The sequence below is a fragment of the Micromonospora sp. NPDC023966 genome, from assembly GCF_040639095.1.
Taxonomy (GTDB): Bacteria; Actinomycetota; Actinomycetes; order Mycobacteriales; family Micromonosporaceae; genus Micromonospora.
This window is the reverse complement of sequence record NZ_JBEZZJ010000008.1, coordinates 121,175-135,568: the sequence shown is the minus strand read 5'-3', so window position 1 is coordinate 135,568 and position 14,394 is coordinate 121,175. Positions and strand designations below refer to the sequence as shown.

Genomic DNA, 14,394 nt, shown 5'->3' with positions numbered 1-14,394 from the left:
CCTCGGCCCGGCCGGATCAGGCGGCGGCGTGGTAGGCCAGCACACCCCGGTTGACCGCCGCGATCGCCTGCCGGGCGGTGGAACGCAGCTCGGTGGAGGCGCCGCCGGAGTCGGCGAGCTGGCCGAGCAGGTCGACCACCTGGCGGGCCCAGCGGACGAAGTCACCGGCCGGCATCTCACCGTCGATCTGGTGCCCGCTCGCGAGCACCTTGGCCAGGGCCTCGCCCCGGGCCCAGCGGTAGATCGGCCAGGCGAACCCGAGGTCCGGCTCGCGCGTGACCGCCAGGCCGCGGGACGCCTCGTCGGCCTCGATGTCGCCCCACAGCTTGAGCGTCTCGTCGACCGCCTCGGCGACCGGGCCACGTGGCAGGCCGGCCCGCTCGTCGACGTCCCGGCGGGCCTCGAAAACCACCACGGAGACCGCGGCGGCCAGCTCGGCCGGGGAGAGCCCGTCCCACACCTTGCGGCGCAGGCACTCGGCGACAAGCAGGTCGGCCTCGGTCCAGATCCGGCCGAGCATCCGCCCGGCGTCGGTCACCTCGCCGTCGGCGGAGAGGTAGCCGCGCGCGGTCAGCAGCGCCACGATCCGGTCGAAGGTGCGGGCCAGCGAACCGGTGCGCCCGGCCACCCGCTGGCGCAGCTCCTCGGTGTCGCGCTCCAGGCGGCGGCGCCGCTCGGCCCAGCGGGCGTGCTCCTCCCGGTCCGGGCACGCGTGGCAGGGATGCCGGCGCAGCTCGGTGCGGAGCTGGCTGAGCTGGTGGTCGTCGCCGACCGCCTGCCGGGAGCGCGCACCCCGCCGACCGCCGTGCCGGTCCAGCCCGGTGCCGCTGACCTCGGCGGCCAGGTCGCGCCGGGCCGCCGGCGAGCGGTGGTTGAAGTGCTTGGGCACCCGGATCCGGGCGAGCACCTCGGCCGGGGTGGTGAAGTCGCCGGGGCTGACCCGACCGGCCCACCGGTCCTGGGTGAGCACCAGCGGGCGGGGCTCGCCGAAGCCGCCGGTGGCCGGGTCGAGCACCACGGCGAGGCCGGCCCGCCGGCCTGACGGCACCCGGATCACGTCGCCCACCCGCAGCCGCTCCAGCGAGGCGACGGCCGCCGCCTTGCGCTGGGTCTGCCCCTGCCGGGCGATGGCACGCTCCCGGTCGGCGATGGCCACCCGCAGGGCGAAATATTCGTCGAAGTCGCCCTGGTGGCAGGCCGCCTCGGCGCCGTACGCCTCGATCGTCTCGGTGTTGCGCTGCACCTGCCGGGCCAGGCCGACCACCGACCGGTCCGCCTGGAACTGCGCGAACGAGGACTCCAGCAGGGCCCGGGCCGGCTCCGCGCCGACGGTGCCGACCAGGTTGACGGCCATGTTGTAGGAGGGCCGGAAGCTGGACCGCAGCGGGTAGGTGCGGGTGGAGGCGAGGCCAGCGACGTGCCGGGGGTCGGTCTCGGGCGACCAGACCACCACGGCGTGCCCCTCGACGTCGATGCCGCGCCGGCCGGCCCGCCCGGTGAGCTGCGTGTATTCACCCGGGGTGAGGTCGACGTGCGCCTCGCCGTTGAACTTGACCAGGCGTTCCAGCACCACGCAGCGGGCCGGCATGTTGATGCCCAGGGCGAGCGTCTCGGTGGCGAAGACCGCCTTGACCAGGCCGCGGACGAACAGCTCCTCGACGACCTCCTTGAACGCGGGCAGCATGCCCGCGTGGTGCGCGGCGAGCCCGCGCTCCAGCCCGTCGAGCCACTCCCAGTAGCCCAGCACGGTCAGGTCCTCGCCCGGGATGGCGGTGATCCGCGACTCGACCACCTGGCGGATCTCGGTGCGCTCCTCGGGCGAGGTGAGCCGCAGCCCGGCGGCGAGGCACTGCTGCACGGCCGCCTGGCAGCCGGCCCGGCTGAAGATGAACAGGATCGCCGGCAGCAGGTTCTCCCGATCGAGCCGCTCGACGATGTCGGGGCGCATCGGGCCGCGCCAGCGGGGCCCGCGCCGGCCCGCGCCGGGCCCGGCGCTGCGCCCCTCCCCCAGCTCCAGCCGGCGCACGGTGTCCCGGGTGTAGCGCAGCAGCTCCGGGTGGACGTCGTGCTTGCGGGCGGCGTCGGCGTCGTGGAACAGGTCGAACATCCGCTTACCGACCAGCATGTGCTGCCAGAGCGGCACCGGGCGGTGCTCGCTGACCACCACAGCCGTCTCGCCGCGCACGGTGACCAGCCAGTCGGCGAACTCCTCGGCGTTGGAGACGGTGGCCGAGAGCGAGACCAGGGTGACCGAGGCGGGCAGGTGGATGATCACCTCTTCCCAGACCCCGCCGCGGAACCGGTCGGCGAGGTAGTGCACCTCGTCCATCACCACGTAGGCGAGACCCTCGAGGGTGGCCGAGCCGGCGTAGAGCATGTTGCGCAGCACCTCGGTGGTCATCACCACCACGGGCGCGTCGCCGTTGATCGCGTTGTCGCCGGTGAGCAGGCCGACCTGCTCGGCGCCGTAGCGGTCGACCAGGTCGTGGTACTTCTGGTTGGAGAGCGCCTTGATCGGCGTGGTGTAGAAGCACTTGCGCCGGGTGGTCGGCCCCCCGCCGCCGCCGTCGGCCGCCGCCGGCTTCCCGGGCGTGCCGCGCAGCGCCAGGTGTACGGCGAATTCGCCCACCACGGTCTTGCCGGCGCCGGTGGGCGCGCAGACCAGCACACCGCTGCCCCGTTCCAGGGCCTCGCACGCCTCCCGCTGGAAGTCGTCGAGGTCGAACCCGAGATCGCGGGCGAATTCGTCCAGGGCCGGGAAGGCGGAGGCCTGCGCGGCCCGGCGGCGCGCCGCGGCGTACCGCTCGGCGGGGCTCGACATGTCCCCAAGATTAATCGGTGGGGACGACGACCACCGGCCAAGGCCGTCCGGCAGGTGGGTCGGAGCGGGTCGGTAGGGTGCACGACGTGCCGGATCATGCCGAACCGCCCCGAGTCTCGAGCGGCGCCGACGACGCCGTCCGCCCGAGCCCGTCCCGTCGTTCCGTGGAAGCGGTGCTCTTCGACTTCCACGGCACCCTCGCCCAGGTGGAGGAGCCCCGCGAGTGGGTAATCGCCGCCGCGGCGGCCTGCGGGGTCGAGCTGGACCGGGTGCGGGCCACCGCGCTGGCCGACCGGCTGCTCACCGCCGGGCGGGCGGGCGGCCCGCTGCCGGCCCGGGTGCCGCCCCGGCTGGCCGAACTCTGGGCCGACCGGGATCTCTACCCGCACGCCCACCGGGGCGCCTACACCGGGCTGGCCGAGACGGTGGACGCCGGCATCGACGGGCTCGCCGACGCGCTCTACGAGCGGGTGCTGGTCCCGGAGGGCTGGGTGCCGTACCCGGACACCGAGCCGGTGCTGGCCGCGCTCCGGGAGGCCGGGGTGAAGGTGGCGGTGGTCAGCAACATCGGCTTCGACCTCCGGCCGCTCTTCGCCGCCTGGAAGCTGGACGGGCTGGTCGACGCCTACGCCCTGTCGTACGAGGTGGGACGCTGCAAGCCGGACCCGGGGATCTTCCTGCGGGCGTGCGGGATGCTCGGCGTCGACCCGGAGCGGACGCTCATGGTGGGTGACACCCCCGCCGACGCCGGCGCGGTGGCGGCCGGCTGCCGGGTGCTGGTGCTGCCCTGCGCCGACGCGGGCCGGCCGAACGGCCTGAGCGCGGTGCTCGACCTCGCCCGGCCCAACTGACCGTCGACTGCAGCGCGGTCACGGGGCGGGAGCGCGCCCAGCACAGCGGCGGCCCGGCCGCACCGGGGCCGGCCGGCGGCGCTAGCGTCAGGGGCGTGACCACCCACCGCTCCTTTCGTCCCCGACTCCCCGGAGGGCTCTCCGGCAGCCGCTTCGGCGCGGTCGGGCTGGTGCTCGGCGGGGCGCTGTCGGTGCAGTTCGGCGCGGCGGTGGCCGCGCTGCTCTTCCCGCGTACCGGGGTGGCCGGAGCGGTCACCCTGCGGCTGACCATCGGCGCGCTGCTGATGCTGGCCGTGTGCCGCCCCCGGCTACGCGGGCACGGCCGGGGCGACTGGGCGGCCGTGGTCGCCTTCGGGCTGGCCCTGGCCGGCATGAACTCGATCTTCTACCAGGCGATCGAGCGGATCCCGCTCGGACCGGCGGTGACCCTGGAGGTGCTCGGCCCGCTGGCGCTGTCCGTGTTCACCGCCCGCCGGCTGGCCGCCTGGTGCTGGGCCGGGCTGGCGCTGGCCGGGGTGGCCCTGCTCGGGCAGGGCGGGTTCGACCGGCTGGACCCGGTCGGGGCCGCGCTGGCGCTGGCCGCGGGCGCGCTGTGGGCGGCGTACATCGTCTGCTCGGCCCGGGTCGGCGGGCGGTTCCCCCGGGCCGACGGGCTGGCCCTGGCGCTCGCGGTGGCCGCGCTGGTCACCCTGCCGATCGGGCTGGTGGGCTCGGGCGGCCGGCTGTGGCACCCGGCGGTGCTCGGGCTCGGCACCGGCCTGGCCCTGCTCGCCTCGGTGCTGCCGTACACCCTGGAGCTGCTGGCGCTGCGGCGGCTGCCCACGGCGACCTTCGCCGTGCTGATGAGCCTGGGGCCGGCGATCGCCGCGCTCGCCGGGTGGCTGGTGCTCGGCCAGGCGCTGCACCCGGTGGAGGTGCTCGCCATCGCCCTGGTGATCGCCGCGAGCATCGGCGCGGTACGGGCCGGCGCCCCGGCCGCCGCGCCGCCGCCCGCCGCGGTGGGCGCCCGGCGGACCGCCTGCTCGATCGACGCGGCGACCGTGGTGGAGCCCTTGATCAGCCGGGAGACCGAGGGCGGCGCGCTGGTCAGCGCAGCAGCCGCACCGCCGCCGGCACCGCGCTGACCCGCACCGGGAGGTCGAACGCCCGCTCCCCGTCGGCGTACGTGGTGATGCCCTCGGCGTCCAGCTCGACGACGCGGGCCCGGTAGCTGCGCACCAGCGGGTGGGTGACGTGGGTGCCCTGGTAGATGCGGGGCTTGACCCGCATCAGGGTGCGCCGGTCGAAGCGGCCGCCCACCACCACGTCCAGCAGGCCGTCGGTCGGGTCGGCGTCCGGGCAGATCCGCATGCCGCCGCCGTAGCTGGCCCCGTTGCCGACCGCCACCAGCACCGCGTCCACCTCCTGCTCCACGCCGTCGAGGCACAGCCGGTAGCGGCGCGGACGCAGCCGGGCGAGCTCGATCAGGATGGCCAGGTCGTAGCGGCGCGGGCCGCTCGGCCAGCGCATCCGGTTGGCCCGCTCGTTGACGATCGCGTCGAAGCCGGCGGCCAGCACGGCGCCGTACCAGCGGTCGCCGCCACCGGGGGTGGTCAGCCGGGCCAGGTCGACCGGGCGGGTGCGGCCGGCGCGCAGCGCGTCGGCGATCACCTCGACCGCGGCCAGCGGGTCCGCCGGGAAGCCGGTGTCCGCGGCGAAGTCGTTCCCGGTGCCGGCGGGAACCGGGCCGAACGGCACCGGCGTGCCGGCGACCGCCTGCAACGCCCGGTGCACGGTGCCGTCCCCGCCGACCGCGACCAGCGCCCCGGCGCCGTCGGCGACCGCGGCGTGGCACGCCGCCTCCGCCTCCTCCGGGGTACCCGCCCGCAGCAGCTCGACCGGTCGGCCGGCGCTGCCCAGTCGCTCCATCAGCCGGGGCAGCAGGCCACGGTGCCGTCCCCGGCCGGCGGTCGGGTTGGCGAGCACGGCCACCGGGCCGGGCGGGACAAGATCGTGCGCGGTCACGGCGAGCACCGTACGGCACGGGCCACACCGCTCACCAGGGGAGACATCCCGATCCCCGGTCGACGGGGCGGCATCGCGGGCGGCCGTCCGGCATACTCCCCGGCAAATGCGCACCCGAACCCTGCTCGCCGTCGCCGCCCCGGTCGCGCTCGCCCCGTTCCTGCTGACCGGCGGGGTCTGGTGGGCGCTGCGCCCGGTCGAGCCGGCCTGGCACGACAGCGCGGTGGCCGACGCGACCGAGACCGTCGACCGGATCGAGGCACGGTTCGGCTACGACCACCTGTACCGGGCGGCCGACTACGCGCACACCGCGGCCCAGGAGCCCGGCGTGGCCGTGCTGACGGTCACCGGCGAGACGCACTGGCAGACCGGGGTCACCCTGGTGCTCCGGGTCGCCGGGCACGGGCAGGGGGTCAACAGCAACGGCGTCGTGGTCGAGGGGGACGTGGAGGTCTGCTTCCGGCTGCGGCTCGGCCCCGAGCGGGACAGCCGCGACGACGACATCGACTGCCCGGCCGGCACCCCGCTGCCGATCCGGCCGGACCCGTCGCTGAGCGGCGTGGACGAGCGCCTGAAGCACGCCCTCGCCGCCGCCGGCCCGGACGAGGCCCCCGTCCGCGCCGCTGTCGACGGTCTCGGCCTAGACCCCGCCGTGCACCGGGAGGTCGCCACGGCCGGCGGCACCGTCGGGGTGGCCCTGCGCGCCGCCCAGTACGACTGCCTGCTGGCCCGGGTCGGCGCCAAGGGCGCCGAGACCTGGCGGCCGTCGCACACCCAGCTCGCCCCCGGGGAGCTGCCCTGCACGGCCGGCACGGCACTGGGCAGCCAGTTCGGCCGCCACCCGCACTGACGCGAAAGGCCCGCCGGGTCAGAAGGTGATGCGGACCTTCAGCGCAGTCCGCTCGTCCATCGGCCGGTAGCCGTCGGGCACCCCGTCGAGGGTGACCGACCGGTCGAAGACCGGGCACGGGTCGATGGTGCCGTCCAGCACGTCGGCCAGCAGCTCCGGGATGTACGCCCGGGCCGGCGCGACGCCCCCGACGAGCGCCACGTTGCGGTCGAACATCTGCCCGATGTCCACCCCGGCGCTGCCGCCGTGCGGGACGCCGACGTAGCCGACCGCGCCGCCGTCGCGGACGATGGAGATCGCGGTCCGCATCGACTCCTCGGTGCCGACCGCCTCCAGCACCGCGTGCGCGCCCTGCCCCTTGGTCAGCTCCCGCACCGCGGCGACCGCCGCCTCGCCCCGCTCGGCGACCACGTCGGTGGCCCCGAAGGTGCGGGCGATGTCGGTGCGGGCGGTGCGCCGGCCCAGCGCGATGATCTGCTCCGCGCCGAGCCGCTTCGCGGCGAGCACCCCGCAGAGCCCGACCGCGCCGTCACCGACCACGGCGACGGTGGCCCCGGGGCGGACCCGGGCGGCGAGGGCGGCGTGGTGGCCGGTGGCCAGCACGTCGGAGAGCGCCCGCAGCGCGGTGAGCAGCCGCTCGTCGCCGGCGGCCTCGGCGGGCAGCTTCACCAGGGTGCCGTCGGCGTCCGGCACCCGGACGGCCTCCCCCTGACCGCCGTCGGAGCCGACCGAACCCCAGAAGCCGCCGTGCGGGCAGGAGGCGTGCAGCCCCTCGCGGCAGAAGTCGCAGGTCCCGTCGGACCAGACGAACGGCGCCACCACCAGGTCGCCGACCCGCACCGAGCCGACCTCGGCGCCGACGGCCTCGACCACGCCGAGGAACTCGTGCCCGATGCGCTGCCCCGGCTGCCGCTGGGCCACCCCGCGGTACGCCCACAGGTCGCTGCCGCAGATGCAGGCCAGCACGGTGCGGACCACGGCGTCGGTGGGGCAATCTGAGGTGCCGGTGCCACCGGTTGTCAGAGGTGCGGGAGCTGCACCCCGCGTGAGGCGAGTATGGGAGCTGGCCCCAAGTGAGGATTGGGGCCAAGCCGTGCTTAACGGCTCAGGGAAAGTCGCGCCATTCCGCCCAGGTCGGCGGTCCCGGTGCGGTAAGCGCGTCGAGCAGGACGTACTCGATCTGCTCAGGCGTCAGATGCTGACCGTCGGACGCTCCCGGAGCGGCCGCAACCCACGTCTTCTTGCCGTCGGACAAAAAGACCGCCACCGACTCACCGCGATCGGCGACCGCGACGAGCGTGCCCCACGGCCGGTGAACAAACACCTGCGTCTCGTGCTCCGGGCGCATCTCACGAAGCCACCGCTGCACCGTGTCGCGGTCGCCGAGCTCCGCCTGCTCCTGCTTGAGATGGAGCAGGCCACCAGTCAGGCGCTCCGCGCCATCCTTCGGCCCACTCCGGGCGCGGCTGAGCCGATCTCGCAACCAACCCATGTCGCCTCCCCACGCCGGGCTGCCGAGCTTCCATCATCAGCCCGGCAGATTGGAACCGCATCCCCGGAGGGGGTCGGAGCGCCCGGACGTGACCTCAAGATCGGTGCGGACGGCGGCGTCCGGCACCTCCTCGACCCGGACGTCGTTCGGGCCGTGGATCACGGTGGCGCGCATGGGTGGGGTCCTCCCGGTGGGCGAGGCGGGCACCGGGCCGAGCCGGCCGGCGGCGCGGCGGCGGCCCCGGGCGAACACTAGACCGCCCGGGACCCGCCGCGAACCCGCTTCTCGCAGCGGGTGGCGGGGCTCACCGGTCAGCGCACGACGAGTCGTCTGGTCGCCGGGGTGACGCCGTCGCCCTTGACCTTCAGCGTCCAGTTGCCGACGCCGCCGAGCGCGACGACCGCCTCCGCCTTACCGTTCGGCTCCGTCTTGATCTCGGCGACCCGCTTGCTCTGCGGGTTGAGCACGTAGAGCGTCCGGGCGACGGTGGTCTTGTTCGTCACCCGGAACTGGATCTTCTCGCCGGGCTCGGCGATCACCCCGTCGGCGCCGGTGATCCCGGCCGCCGTCAGCTCGATCGCGACCTCCCGGTCGTACGCCGTCTCGGCCACGGCGCTGGCCACCGTGCCGTCGTCGGAGACGGTGATCCGGGTCCGCACGCCGTCGCCCTGCTGGCCGGGCTTGCAGGCGACCTCGTACAGCCCGGTGGCGAGGGTGGCGCGCAGGTCCTGGGTCTTCCCCGGCGCGACGTCCGCCGCCTCGGCGACCACCTTGGTGAACCGGGCGCCCTCCCGGCCGTAGAGGTACACCTCGGTGGACTGCTGCCCCCGGTTGGTCACCGCGAAGGTGACCGCGCCCGGGGTGAAGAGGGTGGTGGCGACCTCGCAACTGGTGTCCGTGGCGGTCACCGGGACCTGCTCGCCTTTCGGGGCGGGGTCGTCATCACCACAGGCGGTGAGGGCGGCGGTGGCGCAGATCGCGGCCACGGCGGCGGCGGTACGGCTCTTCATGGGCTCTCCGGAGCGGAGGTCAGCGTGCTGACCAGGACGGGCGCCGACAACCGCCCCGGCACACCGCCCGGGGGACTTCGGCGGAGTCAGGAGAGTCTAAGCGGGCCGGCCGTCCTGGCAAGGGGCAAGGGCCGCGGGGGTGGCCGTGCTGTTCACCCCGGATGGCGGGCGGGCCGGCCGGCGCCCCCGCTGAGGCCGTCGGCGCCCAGGTGGGCCAGCCCGCTGCCGATCACGTCGCGCGTGCCCCACCGGCCCGGCACGTCGAGCAGTTCCACCCGACCGAACCGGGCGGGCACCCGCGGCGCCATCAGCAGGTGCTCGCCGGCCGCCTCCAGCCCGAGCAGGGCCCGCAGCAGCAGGAACGGGGCGGCCGTGGCCATCGCCTGCGGACCGTTCGCGGTCGGGAAGCGCACCGGATATTCGGTCAGCTCGCGGGGGTAGCCGGCGAACGCCTCGGGCAGCCGGCCGTGGAAGTACGTGGAGGCGTCCACCATGGCCTCGGCGACCCGCCCCGCCTCGTCGGCGAGGCCGTACCGGCGCAGGCCCCAGGCGATCAGGGCGTTGTCGAACGGCCAGACCGCACCGAGGTGGTAGCCGAGCGGGTTGTACCGTTCCTGTTCGGTGGCCAGGCTGCGGATCCCCCAGCCGGAGAAGAGCCGGGGCCCCAGCAGGTGGGCGGCCATCTGCTGGGCCCGCTCCGCCGGCACGATGCCGCTCCACAGCAGATGGCCCATGTTGGACGCCAGCGCGTCGACCTGCCGGCCGTCGCCGTCCAGGGCGAGCGCGTAGTAGCCCCGGTCGGCGATCCAGAAGTCCCGGTCGAAGCGTTCCCGCAGCGCCTCGGCCTCCCGCTCCAGCCGGTCGGCGTACGCCGGGTCCCCCCAGAACTTGCGGGCCATCCGCGCGCCGCGCAGCTTCGCGTCGTACGCGTACCCCTGGAGTTCGCAGGTGGCCAGCGGCGGGCCGGGCAGCCGCCCGTCGGCGTAGCAGATGGCCTCCGGCGAGTCCTTCCAGCCCTGGTTCGTCACTCCGGTGCGCTCGTTGCGCCGCAGGTACCGGACGTAGCCGTCGCCGAGCAGGTCGCCGTACTCGTCGATCCAGCGCAGCGCCGCCCGGGCCTCGTCCTCGAACTCCCGCACCAGGTCCGCGTCGCCGGTCCACCGCTCGTACTCGTCGAGCAGGATCACGTAGAGCGGGGTGGCGTCGGCGCTGCCGTAGTACGGGGACTGCGGCCGTTCCTCGAAGGCCACCATCTCCCCGTAGCGGAACTCTCGGAGGATCTTGCCGGGCTCCTCGTCGCGGAAGTCGTCGAGCACCGCGCCCTGGTTGAGGCCCAGCATCCGCACCGTCCCGGAGGCCAGCTCGGACGCCACCGGGAGCGCCATGAAGCTGGTCAGGATGCTGTCCCGACCGGTGATGGTCGCCGCCCAGGGCAGGCCGGCGGCGGGCATCACCTGCTCGGGCAGGGTCAGCGGCGAGTAGCGCAGCGCCGCCAGGTCCACCAGGCTGCGCCGGTAGACGTCGGTCAACGCCCCCCAGTCGCAGCTGAGCTGCGGCGTCCGGGACAGCCATCCGGCCAGGTCCTGCTGCCGTTCACCAGCTGTGGCCCGGGCCCGCCGCTCCAACCGGTCCCGGACTTCCACGCCGTCCGGCCGCAGCACCAGCGTCTCCACCCGCAGCGTCGTCGTCCACACCTGCTTGGGCGCCAGCCGGACCGTCCAGGTGAAACCCCGTTCGTCCACCCGCACCGGCTCGCTGCTGGTCACCACCGTCTCCCGCTGGAACCTCTCCCGCAGGTAGCCGAGGCGCAGGCCGCGCTCCTGCACCCGCTGGTAGCGGCGCCCCGGCGGCGTGCGCTCGGTGGCGACGCCCGGGATCGGCGCGAAGTCGCTGCCCACGTCGAGCCGGACGGTGTACTCCACCGGCACGTGGTGGTGGTTGAGCACCGTCAGCCGCTCCTCCAGGGCGCCGCCGGTGATCATGCGTTCCCGGATCATCGAACACTTGGAGTCCACGTAGTGCGTCGGTGCGCCGGGCACGAGGAAGAACCGCAGCTGGAGGTAGTCCCGCTCGGCGAGGGAGAGCGCGTTCAACCGGTCGCCGTCCAGGGTGAGCCGCCAGACCGACAGGAACCGGGTGTCGAAGTCGAAGAAGCCGACCGGATTGAGCACGGTCGCCTCGATGTCGCCGTTGTCCTCGCTGAGCACGAAGACGTTGCCGTCCAGCACGCGGACCAGGTTGGAATTCATCCGGCCTCGCCGCGCTCCCCGGTGAGGGCGCGCGGATGCCGCGCCCCGGGCGGCGCCGGGAAGAGGCGCTCCAGCAGCACCACGAACCGGAAGTGCCCCTCGGCGATGATGTCGTTGCGCAGCCAGGCGGCGAGCGGCTTGGCCTCCCCACGGGCCATCCGGACGAAGAAGTCCCGCCGGGTCCGGATCACCGTGTCGGCGTCCCGGGCCCGATGGTCCACCGCGATCCGGCCGTCGGCGATGGTCAGGTGCCAGACGTCGAGCGTGCCGGCCTCCTCCAGCTCGAACCGGATCGTGCCGGCGGTGCGGCGCAGCAGCCGCTCGGGTGCCCGCCGGGCGACCTGCGCGAAGTACGCCTCGATCGGATCGGACACCGCACCGCCTCCGGGAGAGGGCCGTCGCGTCGCCGGCACTGATGCTCGGCGGGCCACGACAACGGACGCGTCCGCACCGGTCGGGCGCCGCCCCAGACTAACGCCGGACCCCGGCACGGACCCGAAGATCGGGGGAACTGCGAAGGCGGCAGGATGGCGGGATGCGCCTGGTCTCCCTGCTCCCCTCGGCCACCGAGATCGTCTACGCCCTGGGGCTCGGTGACGAGCTGGTCGGGGTCAGCTTCGAGTGCGCGGTGCCACCGGCCCACCGGGCCGGCACCACGGTCGTGGTGGGCGGCCGGGACACCCGGGGGATGAGCCCCGGCGAGATCGACGCGTACGTCAAGGGCCAGCTCGCGGCGGGCGCGGACCTGTACACGCTGCACGCCGGCGCGCTGGCCGGGCTGGACCCGGACCTGATCCTCACCCAGGACCTGTGCCGGGTCTGCGCGCTGCCGTCGGGCCGGGTCGCGGACGCCGTCGACCACCTCGGCTGCCGGGCGGAGGTGCTGTCGCTCGACCCGTACACCCTGGCGGATGTGCTGGACACGATCCTGGCGGTGGGCGCGGCCGCCCGGGTGCCGGACCGGGCGGAGGCCCTGGTGGACGCGTTGCGGGCGCGGCTCGCGGCGGTCCGCGCGGCGGTGGCCGGGCGGCCCCGGCGGCGGGTCGCCGTGGTGGAGTGGGTGGATCCGCCGTTCGGCGCCGGGCACTGGATCCCCGACCTGGTCGAGGCCGCCGGCGGCGAGCCGGTGGCGACCCACCCCGGGGCCCGGTCGACGCCGACCACCTGGGCGGCGCTGCGGGCCGCCCGGCCCGAGGTGGTCCTGGTCGCGCCGTGCGGCTTCCACCTGGACGGGGCCGCCACGCAGGCCGCCGGGGTGGCCGCGCGGTTCCCCGGGGCGGAGGTCTGGGCGCTGGACGCGGACGGACTGATCGTGCGGGCCGGCCCGCGCCTGGTCGACGGCGCCGAGGCGATCGCGGCGATCCTGCACCCGGACGCCGTGCCGGCCCCGCCACCGGACGCGGCCCGCCGGGTGGCCTGACCGGCGGCCGCCACGACGGGCGGGATCAGCCGCGCGGCGGGCCGGGTGGCCTGGATCGGCGGCCCGCCAGCTGGCGGGGTCAGCCGGCGCGGCGGGCCGGGTGGCCGTCGCGGCCGAGCGGGGCGAGCCGGCGCCAGCGGGGCAGCTCGGTCACCACGGTGATCACCGCCAGCACAGTCACCGCGATCGCGACCGGCCTCGGCCAGGCCGCCCAGGCCCCGAGCACCGCGGCGATGAGTTGCAGCAGCACCAGCGCGACGGTGACCAGCCCGGGCACCGGCACGATCACCTGTCGCTTGTCGCCGGGGGTGGCGAACACGGTGGGCAGGCCGATCAGCAGCACCACCGAGGCGACCGCCAGCACCACGGAGTGCGGGGCGAGGGCCCACGGGGTGGCGACCCAGGCGACCAGTTCGGTCAGGAAGCGCAGCGCCGAGGGCAGATCCGGACGGCTCGGCCGGCCATTGTCGATCATGGCTGCCAGTATGCCGAGCCACCGGGCCTCGCGGTGTCCCCGGCCGCTCGCCGGCCAGCTCCACCGCTTCATCGGCAACCGGTCCGGCCGCAAGAGCCAGTACGCGACGCTGCTCGCCGACGCCCTCGGCCCGGCCCGCACTCCGGCGCCGCTGGACCGGCTGCTCGCCCTCCTCTGATCCCCCGCCGATACGCGCGAACGCCGCCCCCGGGGCGGGGACGGCGTTCGCGTCGGTGCTCGGACGGGGCCGGTCAGGTCATGTCGTCGTAGCGGCGTTCGATCGGCGCCGGGGTGGCGATCGGCTCGGGCGCCCCGATCGGGGCGGTCGCCTCCACCCCGCCGGCGGCCCCAACCGGCTCGACGGACAGGTCCAGCGGCGACACCTCGTCGTCGGCGACGCCCGAGTAGAGCTCCCGGCCGCGCCCCCGCCGCTTGTCGTTGACGAAGGCCACCCCGACCGCGACGAAGTAGAGCAGGGACAGCGCGGTGGCCAGCAACGTCATGCCGAACGGACCCGGGTCCGGCGTGGCGATCGCGGCGAACGCGAAGGACACGAAGATCACCACGCGCCACCAGCTCAACAGACGACGGGCGGTGGCCACGCCGGTGAAGTTGAGCATGAGCAGGATCAGCGGGAACTCGAACGCCACCCCGAACAGCAGGATCATGTTCGTGATGAACCCGATGTAGGCACTGACCTCGAACTGGTTGGACAGCCCGCCCACGCCGGATTCCATCAGGAAGCTAAGGCCCTTGTCGACCACGAAGTAGGCCAGCACCGCACCGGCGGCGAACAGCGGCGCGGCGATCGCCACGAAGACGTAGGCCCACTTGCGCTCGTGACGGTGCAGACCCGGGGCGATGAACGCCCACAGCTGGTAGAGCCAGACCGGCCCACCGATGATCAGACCGAGCCAGAGCGCGAGTTTCAGCTTCAGCACGAACCCGGTCGTCGGTGCCAGTGCCAGCAGGTCCTGGCACTGGCCCAGCGCGTTCGTCGTGTCGGGCAGCCGGCAGTACGGCCGCTTCAGCAGCAGGAAGACCGGGTCGGCGAGCCAGAAGCCGACGATCAGGCCGCCGACGACCGCCAGCGACGCGCGGAACAGCCTGCTGCGCAGCTCACGGACGTGCTCGATGAGCGTCATCGAGCCGTCGGCGGCCCGCTCGAACGTGCTTGGGCCGCGCTTCTTCAACCCGAAGGCCACGGTGGTGGGGCCCTTTC

At 74.9% G+C, this 14,394-nt stretch carries 15 protein-coding genes; 5 read left to right on the top strand and 10 right to left on the bottom strand.

The window, feature by feature from the left end:
• Positions 1-16 precede the first annotated feature (16 nt).
• Positions 17-2,821 carry a DEAD/DEAH box helicase gene (locus tag AB0F68_RS14225; RefSeq protein ID WP_357336802.1) on the bottom strand — a complete coding sequence of 935 codons (2,805 nt, stop codon included), beginning with the start codon at positions 2,819-2,821 and terminating at the stop codon, positions 17-19.
• A gap of 77 nt (positions 2,822-2,898) precedes the next feature.
• On the opposite strand from AB0F68_RS14225, the gene AB0F68_RS14220 reads away from it, so the two are divergent.
• Together AB0F68_RS14220 and AB0F68_RS14215 are read left to right on the top strand one after the other, a co-directional pair.
• On the top strand, positions 2,899-3,672 hold the full coding sequence (locus AB0F68_RS14220; protein WP_357336800.1) for an HAD-IA family hydrolase: 774 nt from the start codon (positions 2,899-2,901) through the stop codon (positions 3,670-3,672).
• Positions 3,673-3,839: 167 nt separating this feature from the next.
• A complete protein-coding gene (locus AB0F68_RS14215; protein WP_357336997.1) occupies positions 3,840-4,796 on the top strand; it encodes an EamA family transporter in 957 nt (318 codons plus the stop codon).
• On the opposite strand, the gene AB0F68_RS14210 is transcribed toward AB0F68_RS14215, so the two are convergent.
• Entirely contained in the window at positions 4,759-5,685 is a 927-nt protein-coding gene (locus tag AB0F68_RS14210; protein ID WP_357336797.1) for a diacylglycerol kinase, read from the bottom strand. The two genes, AB0F68_RS14215 and AB0F68_RS14210, sit on opposite strands and share 38 nt — an antisense overlap.
• A 97-nt stretch (positions 5,686-5,782) precedes the next feature.
• On the opposite strand from AB0F68_RS14210, the gene AB0F68_RS14205 reads away from it, so the two are divergent.
• The gene (locus AB0F68_RS14205) at positions 5,783-6,526 is read left to right on the top strand and encodes a hypothetical protein (protein WP_357336790.1); all 744 of its coding nucleotides are present in this window, start codon (positions 5,783-5,785) and stop codon (positions 6,524-6,526) included.
• An 18-nt stretch (positions 6,527-6,544) separates the two neighbouring features.
• Here the strand turns inward: AB0F68_RS14205 and AB0F68_RS14200 are convergent, their stop codons facing one another.
• The 6 genes from AB0F68_RS14200 to AB0F68_RS14175 all read right to left on the bottom strand — a co-directional run bounded on the left by AB0F68_RS14200 (position 6,545) and on the right by AB0F68_RS14175 (position 11,651).
• Positions 6,545-7,504 carry an alcohol dehydrogenase catalytic domain-containing protein gene (locus AB0F68_RS14200; RefSeq protein WP_357336788.1) on the bottom strand — a complete coding sequence of 320 codons (960 nt, stop codon included), beginning with the start codon at positions 7,502-7,504 and terminating at the stop codon, positions 6,545-6,547.
• 127 nt (positions 7,505-7,631) lie between these two features.
• Entirely contained in the window at positions 7,632-8,018 is a 387-nt protein-coding gene (locus AB0F68_RS14195; RefSeq protein ID WP_357336785.1) for a hypothetical protein, read from the bottom strand.
• A 36-nt stretch (positions 8,019-8,054) separates the two neighbouring features.
• Positions 8,055-8,192, bottom strand: a complete 138-nt coding sequence (locus tag AB0F68_RS14190) for a hypothetical protein (RefSeq protein ID WP_357336783.1) — start codon at positions 8,190-8,192, stop codon at positions 8,055-8,057.
• A 137-nt stretch (positions 8,193-8,329) separates the two neighbouring features.
• The gene (locus tag AB0F68_RS14185; protein WP_357336781.1) at positions 8,330-9,028 is read right to left on the bottom strand and encodes a hypothetical protein; all 699 of its coding nucleotides are present in this window, start codon (positions 9,026-9,028) and stop codon (positions 8,330-8,332) included.
• A 152-nt stretch (positions 9,029-9,180) separates the two neighbouring features.
• Positions 9,181-11,277 (bottom strand): glycogen debranching N-terminal domain-containing protein, encoded by a 2,097-nt coding sequence (locus AB0F68_RS14180; protein ID WP_357336779.1) that lies wholly within the window; start codon positions 11,275-11,277, stop codon positions 9,181-9,183.
• Positions 11,274-11,651, bottom strand: a complete 378-nt coding sequence (locus tag AB0F68_RS14175; protein ID WP_357336777.1) for an SCP2 sterol-binding domain-containing protein — start codon at positions 11,649-11,651, stop codon at positions 11,274-11,276. The genes AB0F68_RS14180 and AB0F68_RS14175 overlap by 4 nt, the downstream gene beginning before the upstream one ends.
• 161 nt (positions 11,652-11,812) lie before the next feature.
• On the opposite strand from AB0F68_RS14175, the gene AB0F68_RS14170 reads away from it, so the two are divergent.
• Positions 11,813-12,697 (top strand): ABC transporter substrate-binding protein, encoded by an 885-nt coding sequence (locus tag AB0F68_RS14170; protein WP_357336774.1) that lies wholly within the window; start codon positions 11,813-11,815, stop codon positions 12,695-12,697.
• 79 nt (positions 12,698-12,776) lie between these two features.
• Here AB0F68_RS14170 and AB0F68_RS14165 read toward each other — a convergent pair whose 3' ends face one another.
• On the bottom strand, positions 12,777-13,172 hold the full coding sequence (locus AB0F68_RS14165; RefSeq protein WP_357336772.1) for a hypothetical protein: 396 nt from the start codon (positions 13,170-13,172) through the stop codon (positions 12,777-12,779).
• Here AB0F68_RS14165 and AB0F68_RS14160 point away from each other — a divergent pair.
• A complete protein-coding gene (locus tag AB0F68_RS14160) occupies positions 13,171-13,350 on the top strand; it encodes a hypothetical protein (RefSeq protein WP_357336769.1) in 180 nt (59 codons plus the stop codon). The genes AB0F68_RS14165 and AB0F68_RS14160 overlap by 2 nt on opposite strands.
• 73 nt (positions 13,351-13,423) lie before the next feature.
• Here the strand turns inward: AB0F68_RS14160 and tatC are convergent, their stop codons facing one another.
• On the bottom strand, positions 13,424-14,377 hold the full coding sequence (tatC, locus tag AB0F68_RS14155) for a twin-arginine translocase subunit TatC (protein WP_357336766.1): 954 nt from the start codon (positions 14,375-14,377) through the stop codon (positions 13,424-13,426).
• Between the last annotated feature and the right edge of the window lie 17 nt (positions 14,378-14,394).

What these genes read in the sequence shown, in the direction of transcription:
- AB0F68_RS14190 (WP_357336783.1), bottom strand. Translation starts at nt 8,192, where the DNA reads ATGCGCGCCACCGTGATCCACGGCCCGAACGACGTCCGGGTCGAGGAG.
- AB0F68_RS14170 (WP_357336774.1), top strand. Translation starts at nt 11,813, where the DNA reads ATGCGCCTGGTCTCCCTGCTCCCCTCGGCCACCGAGATCGTCTACGCC.
- AB0F68_RS14205 (WP_357336790.1), top strand. Translation starts at nt 5,783, where the DNA reads ATGCGCACCCGAACCCTGCTCGCCGTCGCCGCCCCGGTCGCGCTCGCC.
- AB0F68_RS14160 (WP_357336769.1), top strand. Translation starts at nt 13,171, where the DNA reads ATGGCTGCCAGTATGCCGAGCCACCGGGCCTCGCGGTGTCCCCGGCCG.
- AB0F68_RS14180 (WP_357336779.1), bottom strand. Translation starts at nt 11,277, where the DNA reads ATGAATTCCAACCTGGTCCGCGTGCTGGACGGCAACGTCTTCGTGCTC.
- AB0F68_RS14195 (WP_357336785.1), bottom strand. Translation starts at nt 8,018, where the DNA reads ATGGGTTGGTTGCGAGATCGGCTCAGCCGCGCCCGGAGTGGGCCGAAG.
- AB0F68_RS14225 (WP_357336802.1), bottom strand. Translation starts at nt 2,821, where the DNA reads ATGTCGAGCCCCGCCGAGCGGTACGCCGCGGCGCGCCGCCGGGCCGCG.
- AB0F68_RS14165 (WP_357336772.1), bottom strand. Translation starts at nt 13,172, where the DNA reads ATGATCGACAATGGCCGGCCGAGCCGTCCGGATCTGCCCTCGGCGCTG.
- AB0F68_RS14185 (WP_357336781.1), bottom strand. Translation starts at nt 9,028, where the DNA reads ATGAAGAGCCGTACCGCCGCCGCCGTGGCCGCGATCTGCGCCACCGCC.